The sequence below is a fragment of the Nonomuraea fastidiosa genome (genome assembly GCF_042751225.1).
In the GTDB taxonomy this organism is placed as follows: Bacteria; Actinomycetota; Actinomycetes; order Streptosporangiales; family Streptosporangiaceae; genus Nonomuraea; species Nonomuraea fastidiosa.
Genome location: NZ_CP170570.1, coordinates 1 through 16,843 on the forward strand (window position 1 = coordinate 1; position 16,843 = coordinate 16,843).

Genomic DNA, 16,843 nt, shown 5'->3' on the forward strand with positions numbered 1-16,843 from the left:
AAGGATTGTCCAGGCGGTGACCTACTCTCCCACACCCTCCCGAGTGCAGTACCATCGGCGCTGAGAAGCTTAACTTCCGGGTTCGGAATGTAACCGGGTGTTTCCTTCCCGCCATAACCGCCGTAACCCCACGAAACAGCACACCATTTGCTGTCTCAGAATTGCCTAGTGAACGCGAGCAAAAGCTTTGTGGTCAAGTCCTCGGCCTATTAGTACCGGTCAGCTCCACACGTTACCGCGCTTCCACCTCCGGCCTATCAACCCGGTCATCACCCGGGAGCCTTACCCCACAACGTGGGTGGGAGACCTCATCTCAAGGCGAGCTTCCCGCTTAGATGCCTTCAGCGGTTATCCCTTCCGAACGTAGCCAACCAGCCGTGCACCTGGCGGTACAACTGGCACACCAGAGGTTCGTCCGTCCCGGTCCTCTCGTACTAGGGACAGCCCCTTTCAAGTCTCCTACGCGCGCAGCGGATAGGGACCGAACTGTCTCGCGACGTTCTAAACCCAGCTCGCGTACCGCTTTAATGGGCGAACAGCCCAACCCTTGGGACCTACTCCAGCCCCAGGATGCGACGAGCCGACATCGAGGTGCCAAACCATCCCGTCGATATGGACTCTTGGGGAAGATCAGCCTGTTATCCCCGGGGTACCTTTTAGCCGTTGAGCGACACCGCTTCCACACGCCGATGCCGGATCACTAGTCCCAGCTTTCGCTCCTGCTCGACCCGTCAGTCTCACAGTCAAGCTCCCTTGTGCACTTACACTCAACACCTGATTGCCAACCAGGCTGAGGGAACCTTTGGGCGCCTCCGTTACCCTTTAGGAGGCAACCGCCCCAGTTAAACTACCCACCAGACACTGTCCCCGATCCGGATCACGGACCAGAGTTAGACGTTCAAAACGACCAGAGTGGTATTTCACCAACGACTCCACCCGAACTAGCGTCCGAGCTTCCCAGTCTCCCACCTATCCTACACAAGACGCTCCAAACGCCAATGTCAAGCTGTAGTGAAGGTCCCGGGGTCTTTCCGTCCTGCTGCGCGTAACGAGCATCTTTACTCGTAGTGCAATTTCGCCGGGTCTGCGGTTGAGACAGCGGGGAAGTCGTTACGCCATTCGTGCAGGTCGGAACTTACCCGACAAGGAATTTCGCTACCTTAGGATGGTTATAGTTACCACCGCCGTTTACCGGCGCTTAAGTTCTCACCTTCGCCAACTTACGTCAGCTAAGCGGTCCCCTTAACGTTCCGGCACCGGGCAGGCGTCAGTCCGTATACATCGTCTTACGACTTCGCACGGACCTGTGTTTTTAGTAAACAGTCGCTTCCCCCTGGCCACTGCGACCCCCACCAGCTCCAGCAGCAAGTGCCATCACCAGCAGAGGTCCCCCTTCTCCCGAAGTTACGGGGGCAATTTGCCGAGTTCCTTAACCACAGTTCACCCGATCGCCTTAGTATTCTCTACCTGACCACCTGAGTCGGTTTAGGGTACGGGCCGCCACAACACTCACTAGAGGCTTTTCTCGGCAGCATAGGATCATCCACTTCACCACAATCGGCTCGGCATCACATCTCAGGCAAAAGGAACGCGGATTTGCCTACGTTCCGCCCTACATGCTTACCCCAGGACAACCATCGCCTGGGCTGGACTACCTTCCTGCGTCACCCCATCGTTTACCTACTACCCAATCAGGCCGAGCGTTCAGCCTCACCCCAATCCCGAAGGACCGAGGGACTTAAGGACTCTTAGTATCAAGGGGTTCAGTATGGGCGCGTTGAAGCGGGTACGGGAATATCAACCCGTTGTCCATCGACTACGCCTGTCGGCCTCGCCTTAGGTCCCGACTTACCCTGGGCGGATTAACCTGGCCCAGGAACCCTTGGTCATCCGGCGCGAGGGTTTCTCACCCTCGATTCGCTACTCATGCCTGCATTCTCACTCGCACAGCCTCCACAACTAGATCACTCTGCTGCTTCACCGGCTGCACGACGCTCCCCTACCCACCAACAGAACCCGAAGATCCTGTCAGTGCCACGACTTCGGCGGTGTGCTTGAGCCCCGCTACATTGTCGGCGCAGAATCACTTGACCAGTGAGCTATTACGCACTCTTTCAAGGATGGCTGCTTCTAAGCCAACCTCCTGGTTGTCTCTGCGACTCCACATCCTTTCCCACTTAGCACACGCTTAGGGGCCTTAGTCGGTGATCTGGGCTGTTTCCCTCTCGACTACGAACCTTATCGCCCGCAGTCTCACTGCCACGCTCTCACTTACCGGCATTCGGAGTTTGGCTGACGTCAGTAACCTTGTCGGGCCCATCGGCCATCCAGTGCTCTACCTCCGGCAAGAAACACGCAACGCTGCACCTAAATGCATTTCGGGGAGAACCAGCTATCACGGAGTTTGATTGGCCTTTCACCCCTACACACAGATCATCCCCCAGGTTTTCAACCCTGGTGGGTTCGGTCCTCCACCCAGTCTTACCTGAGCTTCAACCTGCCCATGCGTAGATCACCCCGCTTCGGGTCTACAGCATGCGACTCAAACGCCCTCTTCAGACTCGCTTTCGCTACGGCTCCCCCACACGGGTTAACCTCGCCACACACCATAACTCGCAGGCTCATTCTTCAAAAGGCACGCAGTCACATCACAGCTGAGCAAGCCCAGCTAAGCTCCTACGGCTTGTAGGCACACGGTTTCAGGTACTCTTTCACAACCCCTCACCGGGGCACTTTTCACCTTTCCCTCACGGTACTCGTGCACTATCGGTCACCAGGGAGTATTTAGGCTTACCAGGTGGTCCTGGCAGATTCACACAGGATTCCTCGAGCCCCGTGCTACTTGGGATCCCCTCCAACAGTCCATCCAATTTCGCCTACCCGGCTCTCACGGTCTACGGCGCCCCTTCCCAGAGGCTTCGACTATCAGACGGATTTATCACTGCTCGTGGCTCCGGCAGAAGCCACCGGAAGGTCCCACAACCCCGAACATGCAACGCCTGCCGGCTATCACACACGCCCGGTTTAGCCTCATCCGCTTTCGCTCACCACTACTCACGGAATCACTATTGTTTTCTCTTCCTACGGGTACTGAGATGTTTCACTTCCCCGCGTTACCACCAACCGCCCTATACATTCAGGCGGAGGCAACACCACATGACTGGTGCTAGGTTTCCCCATTCGGACATCCCCGGATCAACGTCTGGTTGGCGACTCCCCGAGGCTTATCGCAGCCTCCCACGTCCTTCATCGGCTCCTGATGCCAAGGCATCCACCGTGTGCCCTAAAAAACTTGGCCACAAAGATGCTCGCGTCCACTATGCAAATCTCAAACAACAAACAGCGATCCACATCCAAGCCCGATAATCACCGGACTCTTCAATGGCCCTGTCTCCAAGGAACCGGTCGCCCGTTTCCTCAGGACCCAACAGTGTGCCCGATACCCCACGACCCCTGAACCTGCCCTTCCCACTCCCAGCCATCCCCACGAAGGAGAAGACCAGACGGTACTAACCAGGCAGCGACCGCGCTGCACCGAATAACCAGTGCTCCACTAGTGAGCTGTCACCACCCCACCAGACACTCGCCGGTGAAGAGTGAAGATGCTCCTTAGAAAGGAGGTGATCCAGCCGCACCTTCCGGTACGGCTACCTTGTTACGACTTCGTCCCAATCGCCAGCCCCACCTTCGACCGCTCCCCCCACAAGGGTTGGGCCACGGGCTTCGGGTGTTGCCGACTTTCGTGACGTGACGGGCGGTGTGTACAAGGCCCGGGAACGTATTCACCGCAGCATTGCTGATCTGCGATTACTAGCGACTCCGACTTCATGGGGTCGAGTTGCAGACCCCAATCCGAACTGAGACCGGCTTTTAGGGATTCGCTCCACCTCACGGTATCGCAGCCCTCTGTACCGGCCATTGTAGCATGTTTGCAGCCCAAGACATAAGGGGCATGATGACTTGACGTCATCCCCACCTTCCTCCGAGTTGACCCCGGCAGTCCCCCATGAGTCCCCAACCCTCCGAAGAGGTTGCTGGCAACATGGAGCAAGGGTTGCGCTCGTTGCGGGACTTAACCCAACATCTCACGACACGAGCTGACGACAGCCATGCACCACCTGTCACCCAGCCCAAAAGGGAAGATCTATCTCTAGACCGGTCCGGGTGATGTCAAACCTTGGTAAGGTTCTTCGCGTTGCGTCGAATTAAGCAACATGCTCCGCCGCTTGTGCGGGCCCCCGTCAATTCCTTTGAGTTTTAGCCTTGCGGCCGTACTCCCCAGGCGGGGCGCTTAATGCGTTAGCTCCGGCACGGAGATCGTGGAAGACCCCCACACCTAGCGCCCAACGTTTACAGCGTGGACTACCAGGGTATCTAATCCTGTTCGCTCCCCACGCTTTCGCTCCTCAGCGTCAGGTAAGGCCCAGCAAGCCGCCTTCGCCACCGGTGTTCCTCCTGATATCTGCGCATTTCACCGCTACACCAGGAATTCCACTTGCCCCTACCTACCTCTAGCCGGCCCGTATCCACCGCAGACCCGCAGTTAAGCTGCGGGCTTTCACGGCAGACGCGACCAGCCACCTACGAGCTCTTTACGCCCAATAATTCCGGACAACGCTTGCGCCCTACGTATTACCGCGGCTGCTGGCACGTAGTTCAGCCGGCGCTTCTTCTGCAGGTACACGTCAACTTCGTCCCTGCTGAAAGAGGTTTACAACCCGAAGGCCGTCATCCCCCACGCGGCGTCGCTGCGTCAGGCTTCCGCCCATTGCGCAATATTCCCCACTGCTGCCTCCCGTAGGAGTCTGGGCCGTGTCTCAGTCCCAGTGTGGCCGGTCGCCCTCTCAGGCCGGCTACCCGTCGTCGCCTTGGTAGGCCACTACCCCACCAACAAGCTGATAGGCCGCGAGCCCATCCCCAACCGAAAAAAACTTTCCACCACCAGACCATGCGGCCGGAGGTCGTATCCGGTATTAGACCCAGTTTCCCAGGCTTATCCCAGAGTCAGGGGCAGGTTGCTCACGTGTTACTCACCCGTTCGCCGCTCGAGTACCCCCGAAGGGGCCTTTCCGCTCGACTTGCATGTGTTAAGCACGCCGCCAGCGTTCGTCCTGAGCCAGGATCAAACTCTCCAAACAATGTCTGGAAAACAATCCCAGCCGACATCAACAACATTGATGCCAACTAAAAGGAATCCACGTCATGGAAACATGACGGGGTAATGCATCATGCACTGGCTTTTAACACACTGTTGAGTTCTCAAGAAACGGACGCGTACACCCGGCTGAGACCCACTTTCGGTGGGCCTCGCGCCGTGAGGCGCTATCTCGTTCACCGCAATCTTACCAGTTCGCCTCGCCTCGTGTCAACTCTCGCGACTTGACGAGAAGCGAATCGGACTTCCAAGATTGTCTGCCCCGATCTGAGGCAACCCCCGCAACGTACCGTGTCACTGTGGTCATGTCGAATCAACCGCATTTTCGGTGATGTCGACACACCCCAGGACAACCCGTGCGAGAACACGCCGAAGCAGCCTCGCCGAGTGGCTCGTTACTTCAAGGGGTTTGCCCTGGGGCCCGTCCGCCTGTCCGGCGTCCGGCTCACTCCCGGGGCGAAGTGAAAGATTAGGTGCCGATCCACGACTCGTCAAATCGCCCCGCCCTACGCGACGAAACCCGCCCCAACGCGGTGACGCCCACCCCAACGCCGCTGCCTCCACCCCGACACGGCCATGCCCGACCCAACGCGACAACCGCCGGTCTATCGCGACAAGGGCGACCTACGCGGTAAGAAACAGCCGTGAGCGTTCCGGGTCACGCATCAGCCCAAGCCATCGGCTAGAGCACCCCAGGTCAAGCCCGAGGCCAAGAAGCAGAGTGAGGCAGGTGCGGCGTGCCAGATCCCTGCGGAGCGGCATGCCCCCGCCGTCACAGGGCGACGGTCTTGGCAAGTTCGCGCACCTGCTCGACCGACCGGAAGACCTCGGCCGTCATGCCCGCCTCCCGCGCCGCCACCACGTTCTCCTCGCGATCGTCGATGAACAGCACCTCCCCCGGCGCCACGCCCATCCGCTCCGCGCAGATCTCGTACGCACGCCGATCCGGCTTCGCCACCCCCTCCCGGCACGAGAACGTCAGCGCGGCGAAGCGGCTGAGCAAGGAGCCGTGGCGCGACTCCCAGACGGGCACCAGGTCCGCGATGATGTTCGACAGCAAGCCGAGGCGGTGTCCCTGGTCGGCGAGTTCGTAGATCAGGCCGGCCATGGCGGTGTCGACGCGCGACCAGCTGTCGAGGTCGGCGGCGATCAGCGCGGGGACATCGGCGAAGCGCACCCCGAGCCGGTCGGCCACGGCGTTCCAGTAGGCGGTGCTGTCCTGGCCGGCGTCGTACGCCGGGCGGCAGGCCCAGTACGCCTCCCAGAACGGCTCTGCCTCGGCCCCGGCCAGCTCGACGATCCGCTGCCGCGCCTCATCCGCCTGGTTGAGGGCGATCACCCCATAGAGGTCGAAAACGATCACGTTTGCCATGTCCCCGACCATAACCGCACGTATCCTGCCTCGGGTGAACTCTGTCGCCACCCGTGTCGCTCCAGCACGTCCGGCCACGCGCCGGCGCGCGTTCGCTCCTTGGTGGATGGGGTTGCTCGGCGCGATCGCCGCGTTCTCGGGCACCGGCGCGAGCACCCTGAACGGCGACGAGCTGGCCACCATCAGCGCCGCCGAACGGTCGCTCGCCGGACTGTTCGAGCTGGCCCGCCACATCGACGGACACTTCCTGCCCTACTACCTGTTCATGCACTTCTGGGTGAAGGCGGGTACGGCCGAGCTGTGGCTCCGCCTGCCGTCGGCGCTGGCCATCGGGGTGGCGGCGTGGCTGCTGGCGGACCTGGGCCGGCGGGTGCACAGCACGCGAGCCGGAGTGGTGGCGGCGGGGGTGTTCGCGATCCTGCCGTCGGTGTCCTACTACGGGGCTTTCGCCAGGTCGTACGCGTTCGCCGCGGCGGCGGTGGTGCTCGCCTTCTGGACGCTGCACCGGGCGCTGGAGCTGCCGAGCGGGCGCAGGTGGGCGGCGTACGGTGCGGCGGTGGCGTTCGTGTGCTGCACGCACCTGTTCGCGGTGCTGGTGCTCCCCGCCCAGATCTTCCTGATACGGCGGGACGTGCTGCCCAAGATGGCGGCCGCGCTCGCCGTCGGATGCGTCCCCGCGGCGGTGCTGGGGCTGATCGGGTTCGGTGAGCGGCACGCCATCAGCTGGATCCCGCAGCGCGGCCCCGAGGTGTGGCTGAAGTTCCCGAAGATGGCGGCGGGCTCGGAGCCGCTGGGCATCGCGTTGTTCGCGATCGCCCTGGCGGGCGCCGTGCTGCTGTGGCGGGCGGCGGGCGAGCGGAGCTGGGCGGCGGCCCTGGCGGGATGGCTGGTGTTTCCGCCCGTGCTGCTGCTCGCGGTCTCCTGGCTCGTCACTCCCGTGTACGTGGACCGCTACCTCTTCGTGACCGCCCCCGCGCTCGCGCTGCTCGTGGGCATGGCGGTCGCCTGCCTGCCGCGCTTGCAGGTGGTGGCCGGAGTGCTGGTCGTGGTGGTGGGCTGCCTGGTCGCCCTGCCCGAGCACGTGGACGTGCGCGAGGAGAACGGCCGCATGGAGAACATCCCGTGGGCGCTGCGGGTGATCAAGGCGAAGCCGGACGACGCCATCGTCTACGGGCAGAGCCAGCTGCGTACCGGCTTCGACTACTACGCCGACTCCCTCATGCCGGTCGACGTCCTGCGCACGGAGGACGCGCCGGCCGCCACCGGGTTCGGCTACCGGGAACGGCGGGATGTCGCGGCGGCGCTGGCCGGGCGCGAGCGCGTGTGGGTGGTCTGGCGCGGCACCAAGCAGACGGGCCTCAAGGGCGACGGGCTCCCCCGGGTCGAGCAGGTACGCGAAGCCGGGTTCGAGCTGGAGCTGGCCAAGCACTCCGGCGATCTGCCGGGGCTGACGGTCGCGCTGTTCACCCGCCCCGAGGAACCGCAGCGGCCGGCGACGCCGCGCGTCACCCGGCGAACCTCCACGCAAGAGGGCGCCCAGCGGCGCAGGGCCGGCACGCCGGATCCGGCTGCGACCGCTCCCGGCCGGCGGGACACGCGCCGGGACGCGCCCGGCACCCAGCGGTAGCGCGGGCATGCGTAAGGGCGGGCGACTGCCGCACAGTGCCCGCCCTCGACAGGCAGGCACTGCCGCTTCAGCAGGCGGCGCCCGCCCTCAGGGAGACCTCAGCCGACGACCTCGACGCCGCCGATCGACTTCTTGCCGCGCCGCAGCACCATGTACCGCCCGGCGAGCAGGTCCTCGGGGCCGGGCACGTACGCCTCGTCGGTGATCTTCCGGTTGTTGAGGTAGGCGCCGCCCTCCTTGATGACACGGCGGGCCGCGGACTTGGACTCCACGATGCCGCTCTGCGCGAGCAGATCGACGTACGGCACCCCGAGCGCCGGGATGTCGGCCTTGGGCACCTCGGCCAGCGCGGCGCCGAGCGTGGAGGCCGGCAGCTCTTCGAGCGCGCCCTGACCGAACAGCGCCTTGGAGGCGGCGACCACGGCGTCCAGCTCCTCCTTGCCGTGCAGCAGCTCGGTGAGGTCGGCGGCGAGCACGCGCTGGGCCTCACGGGCGAAGGGCCGCTCGGCGACGGCCTTCTCCAGCTCCTCGATCTCCTCGCGGCTGCGGAACGTGAACACCTTCAGGTAGTGGATCACGTCGCGGTCGTCGGAGTTGAGGAAGTACTGGTAGAAGGCGTACGGGGAGGTCATCTCCGGGTCGAGCCAGAGGGCGCCGCCGGCGGTCTTGCCGAACTTGGTGCCGTCGGCCTTGGTGATCAGCGGCAGCGTCATGACGTGGACGTGGCCGCCCTCGACGCGCCGGATGAGGTCGGCGCCGGCGGTGATGTTGCCCCACTGGTCGCTGCCGCCGATCTGCAGCGTGCAGTTGTAGCGGCGGTAGAGCTCGAGGAAGTCGTACGACTGCAGGATCTGGTAGCTGAACTCGGTGTAGCTGAGGCCCTCACCGGCCAGCCGCGCCGAGACGGACTCCCTGGCGAGCATGCGGTTGACCGGGAAGTGCTTGCCGATGTCGCGCAGGAACTCGATGGCGCTCAGCTTGCCGGTCCAGTCGAGGTTGCTGACCAGGAGCGCGGCGTTGGGCTGGGCGTCGAAGTCGAGGAAGCGCCCGACCTGGCCGCGCAGCCGCTCGACCCAGCCGGCCACGACGTCGAGGTCGTTGAGCGAGCGCTCGGTGTTGCGCCCGCTGGGGTCGCCGATGAGGCCGGTGGCCCCGCCGACCAGGCCGATCGGGCGGTGGCCCGCCTGCTGGAAGCGGCGCAGCGTCAGCAGCGGCACGAAATGACCGACATGCAGGGACGGCGCGGTCGGGTCGAAACCGCAATAAAGCGTGATCGGTCCCTTGGCCATGGACGCACGCAGCGCGTCGAGGTCGGTGGACTGGGCGATCAGGCCTCGCCACGCGAGGTCGTCAAGGAAGTCGGTCACGGTGATCTGGCTTTCCTGTCGGATGTCGGTGCCTTTAGCCTGCCCGATCAGGCCGGATGCGCGCCACTTGGATACGCTGGGTGCCCATGTGGAGGGTCCGTCGCGAGCTGGCCGTTTTCAAGATCTTAGGGGCTCTGACGTGTGCCGGGCTCGGGGTCTACTGGTGGTCGGCCGGCGATGTCCGCGGCGTGATCCTCGCCGTTCCCGCGACGGTTCTGCTGGGGGCGATGGGGCTGCGCGACGTGCTGGTGCCGGTGCGGCTGGCGGCCGACGAGAGCGGCATCACGGTGGTGCACGGGTTCGCGGGGCGGCGGCACGTGCCGTGGGAGTCGATCGAGGAGATCAAGGTGGACGTGCGCAGGCGGTGGGGGCTGCGCAGCGAGATGCTGGAGATCGACACCGGCGACTACCTGCACATCTTCAGCGCTCATGAGCTGGGTGCCTCTCCGACGGAGGTGGCCGCGGCCCTGCGGCGCCGGGGCACGTGAGCCCGGTACGGGGAGACGGTCGGATCGCCGTCGATCCAGAACCGCCACGGCGTCTCCTTGGCCGTCGACACGCCGGTGCGCGGGCCTGACCTGATCGTCGCGGGATCGGCGGGACGGCCTTCCAGCACGGCGGCCGACTGCCGGGGACGGCCGGCGGGCGAGCCTTCGAGCACGGCGTCGATGCCGTTGTGCTCGCGCAGCAGGCCGAGCGCGACGGCCAGCCTGGCGGGCCCGCGCGCCAGGTCGCGGTCGGGGACCGGACGGCCGCCCGAGCGGCGGGCGCGCGCCTCGGCCACGCCCTCCACCACCTCGCCCGCGCGCAGCAGCACCGCCGAGCCGAAGCCCTCGGGCAGGCAGACGAGGTTGGCGCAGAAGTGCATGCCGTAGGTGAAGTACACGTACAGGTGGCCCGGCGGGCCGAACATGACGGCGTTGCGCGGGGTCTTGCCGCGGTAGGTGTGGGCCGCGGGGTCCTCGCCGGGGCCGCCGTACGCCTCGACCTCGGTCAGGCGTACGGCGACGGAACCGTGCACGAGCACGCGCCCGAGCAGGTCGGGCGCGACCTCGTGGGACGGCCGGTCGAAGAAGCTCCGCGGCAGCGGTGCGGAGCTCAGCCGCCCGCCGCCCATGCCGCCTGCGCGTCGACGACTTCGCGGAGTGCGATGAGCTGGTCGCGTACGCGGTCGGGCGCGGTGCCGCCGTACGCCTTGCGGGCCGCGAGCGCGCCGGGCACGCTCAGCACGTCGCGGACGTCGGGCGTCAGGTGCGGCGAGACCTTGGCCAGCTCGTCGTCGGTCAGCTCGCCGAGGTCCTTGTCGTTGACCTGGCACCAGACGACGAGGTGGCCGACCGCCTCGTGCGCCTCGCGGAACGGCACACCGCGCCGCACCAGCAGCTCGGCGAGGTCGGTGGCCAGGGCGTAGCCGTCGGGGGCGGAGGCCTCCAGGCGGGCGGTGTTGACGCGCATGGTGGCGACCAGGCCGGCCATCGCGGGCAGCACCAGCAGCAGGGTGTCGACGGCGTCGAAGACCGGCTCCTTGTCCTCCTGCAGGTCGCGGTTGTAGGTCAGCGGCAGGCCCTTAAGCGTGGTGAGCAGCGACATCAGGTTGCCGATGAGGCGGCCCGACTTGCCGCGGGCCAGCTCGGCCACGTCGGGGTTCTTCTTCTGCGGCATGATCGACGAGCCGGTGGAGTAGGCGTCGTCCATCTCGATCCAGCGGAACTCCTGCGAGGCCCACAGGACGATCTCCTCGCCGAGCCGCGACAGATGCACGCCGATCATGGCCGCGTCGAACAGGAACTCGGCGGCGAAGTCGCGGTCGGCGACGGCGTCCATCGAGTTGGGCGCGGCGGCGGCGAAGCCCAGCTCGTCGGCCACGGCCTGCGGGTCGAGCGGCAGCGACGAGCCGGCCAGGGCGCCGGAGCCGAGCGGGGAGATCGCGGCGCGCTTGTCCCAGTCGGTGAGCCGGTCGACGTCGCGGGCGAACGCCTGCACGTGGGCGAGCAGCTGGTGGCCGAACGAGACCGGCTGCGCGTGCTGCAGGTGCGTCATGCCGGGCGCGGCGGTATCGGCGTGCTGCTCGGCCTGCGCCATGAGCGCGGTCTCCAGCTCGACCAGGCGGGAGACGATCGTGCGGGCGTGGTCGCGGAGGTAGAGCCGCAGGTCGGTGGCGATCTGGTCGTTGCGCGAGCGGCCGGCGCGCAGCTTGCCGCCGAGCGAGCCGAGCCGTTCGAGCAGGCCGCGCTCGAGCGCGGTGTGCACGTCCTCGTCGGCGACCGTCGGGCGGAACTCGCCGGACTTGCACGCCTGCTCGAGGTCGTCGAGCGCGCCGATCATGCGCTCGAGCTCCTCGTCGGTCAGCAGGTTCGCCCGGTGCAGCACGCGGGCGTGCGCCCTGGACGCCGCCAGGTCGTACGGCACCAGCCGCCAGTCGAAGTGGACGCTCACCGACAGCCGGGCCAGCGCGTCGGACGGGCCGCTCTCGAAGCGTCCGCCCCACAGCCGCATCGGCTTGCCTTCACTCACCGTTATGTCCTCCATATACGTTTTGGGCTGGCCGCGCCCGCGTCGGTGCTCGCCGGCATCGTGCCTCGCGCTCCCCCTAGCTCCTGCGCGACATTAGTGCACGTCGGCCCCTCGTGGTGTCCCGGGCAGCCGTGATCTTAGCCGGGGAGCGGGCCTGAGCAGGTACGGCGCGGTCTAGGCGCGCCGGTCGGCGATCTTGAGCAGGGCGTCGGCGACGGCCTGCCCGCCGGTGGGGTCGCGGCTGATGACGAGGATGGTGTCGTCGCCCGCCACCGTGCCGAGGATGGACTCCCAGTCGGCGTGGTCGATGGCGGAGGCGAGGAACTGCGCCGCCCCCGGCGGCGTGCGCACGATGACCAGGTTGGCCGACGCCTCGGCCTCGACCAGCAGCTCTTCGGCGATGCGGCGCAGCCGGGCGGCCGGGGTCTCGCCGGTGCCGGTGCGGGTGAGCGGGATGCGGCCGCCGCCCTCGCCGGGCAGCGCGTAGACGAGCGAGCCGTCGTCGGCGCGCAGCTTGAGCGCGCCGAGCTCGTCGAGGTCGCGCGAGAGCGTGGCCTGGGTGACCTCGACACCGCTCTCGGCCAGCAGCTTGGCCAGCTCGGGCTGGGAGCGTACGGCCTTGCGCTGCAGCAGCTCGGTGATCTTGGCCTGCCGGGCCGCCTTGGTCATCGGGATCATCGCTGGGACACCAGCCAGTGGAGCAGCGCCTTCTGGGCGTGCAGGCGGTTCTCCGCCTGGTCCCACACGACGCTGCGCGGGCCTTCGAGGACGTCTTCGGTGATCTCGTACCCGCGGTAGGCGGGCAGGCAGTGCAGCACGATCGCGTCGGGCGCCGCGTGTTCGAGCAGCTCGGCGTTCACCTGGTACGGCGAGAGCGCGGCGACGCGCTGCTCCTTGCCGTCCTGCCCCATCGACACCCACGTGTCGGTGGCGACGACGTGGGCGCCCTGGACCGCGGCCTCGGGGTCGGACAGCGCGACGACCGAGCCGCCGGTCTGGGCGGCGATGGCGGCGGCCTTGTCGAGGATGACCCCGTCGGGCTGGTAGCCGGCGGGCGCGGCGATGCGGACGTGCATGCCGGCCGTGGCGCCGCCCAGCAGGTAGGAGTGGGCCATGTTGTTGGCGCCGTCGCCGAGGTAGGTGAACGTGACGCCGGCGGTGCGGCCCAGCCGCTCCCTGACGGTCTGCAGGTCGGCGAGGATCTGGCAGGGGTGGAAGTCGTCGGTGAGCGCGTTGACCACGGGCACCCGGGAGTGGGCGGCCATCTCCTCGATGAGCTCCTGGCCGGTGGTGCGCCAGACGATGGCGGCCACCTGGCGTTCGAGCACGCGGGCGATGTCGGCGGTGGGCTCGCCGCGGCCCATGAGCACCGAGACGTTGTCGACGACCAGCGGCAGGCCGCCCAGCTCGCCGATGCCGGTGTGGAAGGAGACGCGGGTGCGCGCCGACGGCTTGTCGAAGAGCACGGCGACGGTCTGCGGGCCCTCGAAGGGGCGGTAGCCGAAGCGGTCCTTCTTCATGGCGGCGGCGAGGTCGAGCACCTCGGCCTGCTCGGCGGGGCTGAGGTCGTCGTCGCGCAGGAAGTGCCTGGTCACTTGGCCGCCTCCGCGAGGATCGCGGGGAACGCGGCCACGAACGCGTCGACCTCGTCGGCGGTCACCACGAGGGGCGGCGCGATGCGCACGGCGTCCGGCTGCAGGGCGTTGACCAGGAAGCCGGCGTCGGCGGCGGCCTGCTGCACCTGGGCGGAGCGCGGCTCGGCGAGCACGGCGGCCAGCCACAGGCCGCGGCCGCGCACGCCCTTGAGCAGCGGGTGCGCGACGGACTCAAGGCCGGTGCGCAGCCGGGCGGCGACGGACTTGACGTGGTCGAGGTCGAGGTTGTCGAGCACGGCCAGCGCGGCGGCGCACGAGACCGGGTTGCCGCCGAACGTCGAGCCGTGGTCGCCCTTCTCGAACAGCCTGCCGACGTCGCCGAAGCCGATGCAGGCGCCGATCGGCAGCCCGCCGCCGAGGCCCTTGGCGAGCGTGAGGATGTCGGGGGTGACGCCTTCCGCCTGGTGGGCGAACCAGTGGCCGGTGCGGCCGATGGCCGACTGGATCTCGTCGGCCACCAGCAGCGCGCCGGTGGAGTCGCAGATCTCGCGGGCGGCCTCGAAGTAGCCCTCGGGCGGCGGCACCACGCCGGCCTCGCCCTGGGTGGGCTCGAGGAAGACGGCGATGCAGTCGCCGGTGACGGCCTCCTTGAGCGCGGCGGCGTCGCCGTACGGGACGAACCGCACGTCCACCGGGAACGGCCCGAACTGGTCGCGGATGGACCGCTTGCCGGTCAGCGACAGGGCGCCGATGGTGCGGCCGTGGAAGCCGTTCTCGGCGGCCACGAAGTAGGAGCGGCCCTCGCGGCGGCCGTACTTGAGCGCCAGCTTGTAGGCGGCCTCGTTGGCCTCGGTGCCGGAGTTGGCGAAGAAGACGCGGCCGGGCGCGTTGAGCAGGTCGAGCAGCTTCTCGGCCAGCAGCACCTCGGGCTCGTGCAGGAACAGGTTGGACGTGTGCGCGATCGTGGCGACCTGCCGGGAGACCGCCTCGACCAGCGCGGGGTGCGCGTGGCCGAGCGAGCTGGTGGCGATCCCGGCGATGAAGTCGAGGTATCGCCTGCCGTCGACGTCCCAGACGCGGGTGCCCTCGCCGCGGGCCAGCGCGATCGGCGGGACGCCGTAGTTGGGCATGAAGGCGTTGCCGAAGCGCTCGTGCAGGTTCATGACGGGATCACCATCGTTCCGATTCCTTCATTGGTGAAGATCTCCAGCAGCAGCGAGTGGGGCACCCGGCCGTCGAGCACGTGGGCCTGCGGGACCCCGCCTTGCACGGCCGTCAGGCACGCCTCCATCTTGGGCACCATACCGCTGGACAATGTGGGCATCATCGCCGCCAGCTCGTCGGCGGTGAGCTGGTCGATGACGTCGGTGTCGTCGGGCCAGTTCGCGTACAGGCCCTCGACGTCGGTCAGCACGATCAGCTTCTGCGCCTTGAGCGCCACGGCCAGCGCGGCGGCCGCGGTGTCGGCATTGACGTTGTAGATCTGTCCGTCGTCACCCCTGGCCACGCTGGAGACGACGGGGATGCGGCCGTCGTCGAGCAGTGCGCGCACGGCGCCCGGCTCGACCTTGATGATCTCGCCGACCTGGCCGATGTCGACGGGCTCGCCGTCCACGATCGCGTGCTTGCGCACGGCGGTGAACAGGTGGGCGTCCTCGCCCGACATGCCGACGGCGAACGGGCCGTGGTGGTTGATCAGGCCGACGATCTCGGGGTTGACCTGGCCGGTGAGCACCATCCTGACGACCTGCATGGCCTCGGGCGTGGTGACCCGGAGCCCGGCGGTGAAGGTGGACTCGATGCCGAGCCGGTCGAGCGCGCTGCTGATCTGCGGTCCGCCGCCGTGCACCACGACCGGGCGCAGGCCGGCGTGGTGGAGGAAGACGACGTCCTCGGCGAAGCGGTGCTTGAGCGACTCGTCGGTCATGGCGTTGCCGCCGTACTTGACGACGACGACGGCGCCGTGGAAGCGGGTGAGCCAGGGCAGCGCCTCGATCAGCGCCTGGGCCTTGCTCTGTGCGGTGGTCAGCCTCATGAGGAGTACGCCGAGTTCTCGTGGACGTAGTCGGCGGTCAGGTCGGTGGTGTGCACGGTCGCGGTGTGCGGGCCCGCCGACAGGTCGATGGTGATGGTGACGTCGCGGGGGCGCATGTCGACCTTGGAGCGGTCGTCGCCGACGGCGCCGCCCCGGCAGATCCAGATGCCGTTGATGGCGACGTTGAGCCGGTCGGGCTCGAACTCGGCGTCGGTGGTGCCGACGGCGGCGAGCACGCGGCCCCAGTTGGGGTCCTCGCCGTGGATGGCGCACTTGAGCAGGTTGGAACGGGCGACCGCGCGGCCCACCTTGACCGCGTCGTCCTCGGAGGCGGCGCCGACCACCTCGATGGCGATGGCCTTGGTCGCGCCCTCGGCGTCGACGAGGAGCTGCCTGGCCAGGTCGGCGCAGACCTCGGTGACCCGCTCCTCGAACTCGGCGAGGTCGGGCCGCACGCCGGCGGCGCCGCTGGCGAGCAGCAGCACGGTGTCGTTGGTCGACATGCAGCCGTCGGTGTCGAGCCGGTCGAAGGTCTTGGACGTGGCCGCGCGCAGCACGGTGTCGAGCTCTTCTGCGCTGACCTCGGCGTCGGTGGTGATGACGCAGAGCATGGTGGCCAGGGCGGGGGCGAGCATGCCGGCTCCTTGGCCATGCCGCCGACCATGTAGCCGGTGCCGCGCTTGAAGGAGATCTTGGAGACGGTGTCGGTGGTGCGGATGGCGTCGGCGGCGGCCAGGCCACCGTCGCGGGAGAGCTGTCCTGCCGCGGTCTCGACGCCGGACAGCAGCGCGTCCATCGGCAGCCGCTCGCCGATGAGGCCGGTGGAGCAGACGGCGACCTCGCCGGCGGAGTCTTCGAGCACCTCGGCCACCTTCTCGGCGGTGGCGTGGGCGTCCTGGAAGCCCTCGGGCCCTGTGCAGGCGTTGGCGCCGCCGGAGTTGAGCACGACGGCGCGCAGCCGGCCGCCGGACAGGACCTGCTGCGACCACAGCACCGGGGCGGCCTTCACGCGGTTGGCGGTGAAGACGCCCGCGGCGGCGCGGCTCGGCCCGTCGTTGACGACGAGTGCCAGGTCACGGGCGCCGCCGGGCTTGATGCCCGCGGCGACACCGGCCGCCCTGAACCCCAGTGGAGCGGTGACGCTCATGCCGCCTCCTTCGCCGCCGGCATGGATGCCG

Annotated in this window: 10 protein-coding genes, 3 rRNA genes and 1 pseudogene; 2 read left to right on the forward strand and 12 right to left on the reverse strand. The window is 67.2% G+C overall.

What is annotated here, in order from left to right:
- Positions 1-8 precede the first annotated feature (8 nt).
- From rrf to ACFMQL_RS00020, 4 genes are all read right to left on the reverse strand, one after another.
- Positions 9-125 (reverse strand): 5S ribosomal RNA (gene rrf / locus ACFMQL_RS00005).
- 64 nt (positions 126-189) lie between these two features.
- Positions 190-3,298, reverse strand: a 23S ribosomal RNA gene (locus ACFMQL_RS00010).
- A 315-nt stretch (positions 3,299-3,613) separates the two neighbouring features.
- Positions 3,614-5,138 (reverse strand): 16S ribosomal RNA (locus ACFMQL_RS00015).
- The 16S, 23S and 5S rRNA genes sit together here, the layout of an rRNA operon.
- A gap of 789 nt (positions 5,139-5,927) precedes the next feature.
- Positions 5,928-6,527: an HAD family hydrolase gene (locus ACFMQL_RS00020; protein ID WP_378784027.1), complete on the reverse strand. Its 600-nt coding sequence runs from the start codon at positions 6,525-6,527 to the stop codon at positions 5,928-5,930.
- Between the two features lie 106 nt (positions 6,528-6,633).
- Here ACFMQL_RS00020 and ACFMQL_RS00025 point away from each other — a divergent pair, with 106 nt between their 5' ends.
- Positions 6,634-8,154 carry a glycosyltransferase family 39 protein gene (locus ACFMQL_RS00025; RefSeq protein ID WP_364070279.1) on the forward strand — a complete coding sequence of 507 codons (1,521 nt, stop codon included), beginning with the start codon at positions 6,634-6,636 and terminating at the stop codon, positions 8,152-8,154.
- A 98-nt stretch (positions 8,155-8,252) separates the two neighbouring features.
- Here the strand turns inward: ACFMQL_RS00025 and tyrS are convergent, their stop codons facing one another.
- Entirely contained in the window at positions 8,253-9,521 is a 1,269-nt protein-coding gene (gene tyrS, locus ACFMQL_RS00030) for a tyrosine--tRNA ligase (RefSeq protein WP_364070281.1), read from the reverse strand.
- 86 nt (positions 9,522-9,607) lie between these two features.
- Between tyrS and ACFMQL_RS00035 the strand changes: the two genes are divergently transcribed.
- Positions 9,608-10,009: a PH domain-containing protein gene (locus tag ACFMQL_RS00035; protein ID WP_364070283.1), complete on the forward strand. Its 402-nt coding sequence runs from the start codon at positions 9,608-9,610 to the stop codon at positions 10,007-10,009.
- Here the strand turns inward: ACFMQL_RS00035 and ACFMQL_RS00040 are convergent.
- The 7 genes and pseudogenes from ACFMQL_RS00040 to argJ all read right to left on the reverse strand — a co-directional run bounded on the left by ACFMQL_RS00040 (position 9,949) and on the right by argJ (position 16,812).
- On the reverse strand, positions 9,949-10,638 hold the full coding sequence (locus tag ACFMQL_RS00040; protein ID WP_364070286.1) for a DNA-3-methyladenine glycosylase: 690 nt from the start codon (positions 10,636-10,638) through the stop codon (positions 9,949-9,951). The genes ACFMQL_RS00035 and ACFMQL_RS00040 overlap by 61 nt on opposite strands.
- Positions 10,620-12,050 (reverse strand): argininosuccinate lyase, encoded by a 1,431-nt coding sequence (gene argH, locus ACFMQL_RS00045; protein ID WP_364070288.1) that lies wholly within the window; start codon positions 12,048-12,050, stop codon positions 10,620-10,622. Before argH ends, ACFMQL_RS00040 begins: the two co-directional genes overlap by 19 nt.
- A gap of 159 nt (positions 12,051-12,209) precedes the next feature.
- Positions 12,210-12,713, reverse strand: coding sequence for an arginine repressor (locus ACFMQL_RS00050; protein ID WP_364070290.1), 504 nt, complete (start codon positions 12,711-12,713; stop codon positions 12,210-12,212).
- The gene (argF, locus tag ACFMQL_RS00055; protein ID WP_378784030.1) at positions 12,710-13,630 is read right to left on the reverse strand and encodes an ornithine carbamoyltransferase; all 921 of its coding nucleotides are present in this window, start codon (positions 13,628-13,630) and stop codon (positions 12,710-12,712) included. Before argF ends, ACFMQL_RS00050 begins: the two co-directional genes overlap by 4 nt.
- A complete protein-coding gene (locus ACFMQL_RS00060; protein ID WP_364070294.1) occupies positions 13,627-14,793 on the reverse strand; it encodes an acetylornithine transaminase in 1,167 nt (388 codons plus the stop codon). The genes argF and ACFMQL_RS00060 overlap by 4 nt, the downstream gene beginning before the upstream one ends.
- Positions 14,790-15,665 carry an acetylglutamate kinase gene (gene argB, locus ACFMQL_RS00065; RefSeq protein ID WP_364070297.1) on the reverse strand — a complete coding sequence of 292 codons (876 nt, stop codon included), beginning with the start codon at positions 15,663-15,665 and terminating at the stop codon, positions 14,790-14,792. The genes ACFMQL_RS00060 and argB overlap by 4 nt, the downstream gene beginning before the upstream one ends.
- Positions 15,662-16,812: pseudogene (gene argJ, locus ACFMQL_RS00070) on the reverse strand (bifunctional glutamate N-acetyltransferase/amino-acid acetyltransferase ArgJ). Before argJ ends, argB begins: the two are co-directional and overlap by 4 nt.
- Positions 16,813-16,843: the final 31 nt, after the last annotated feature.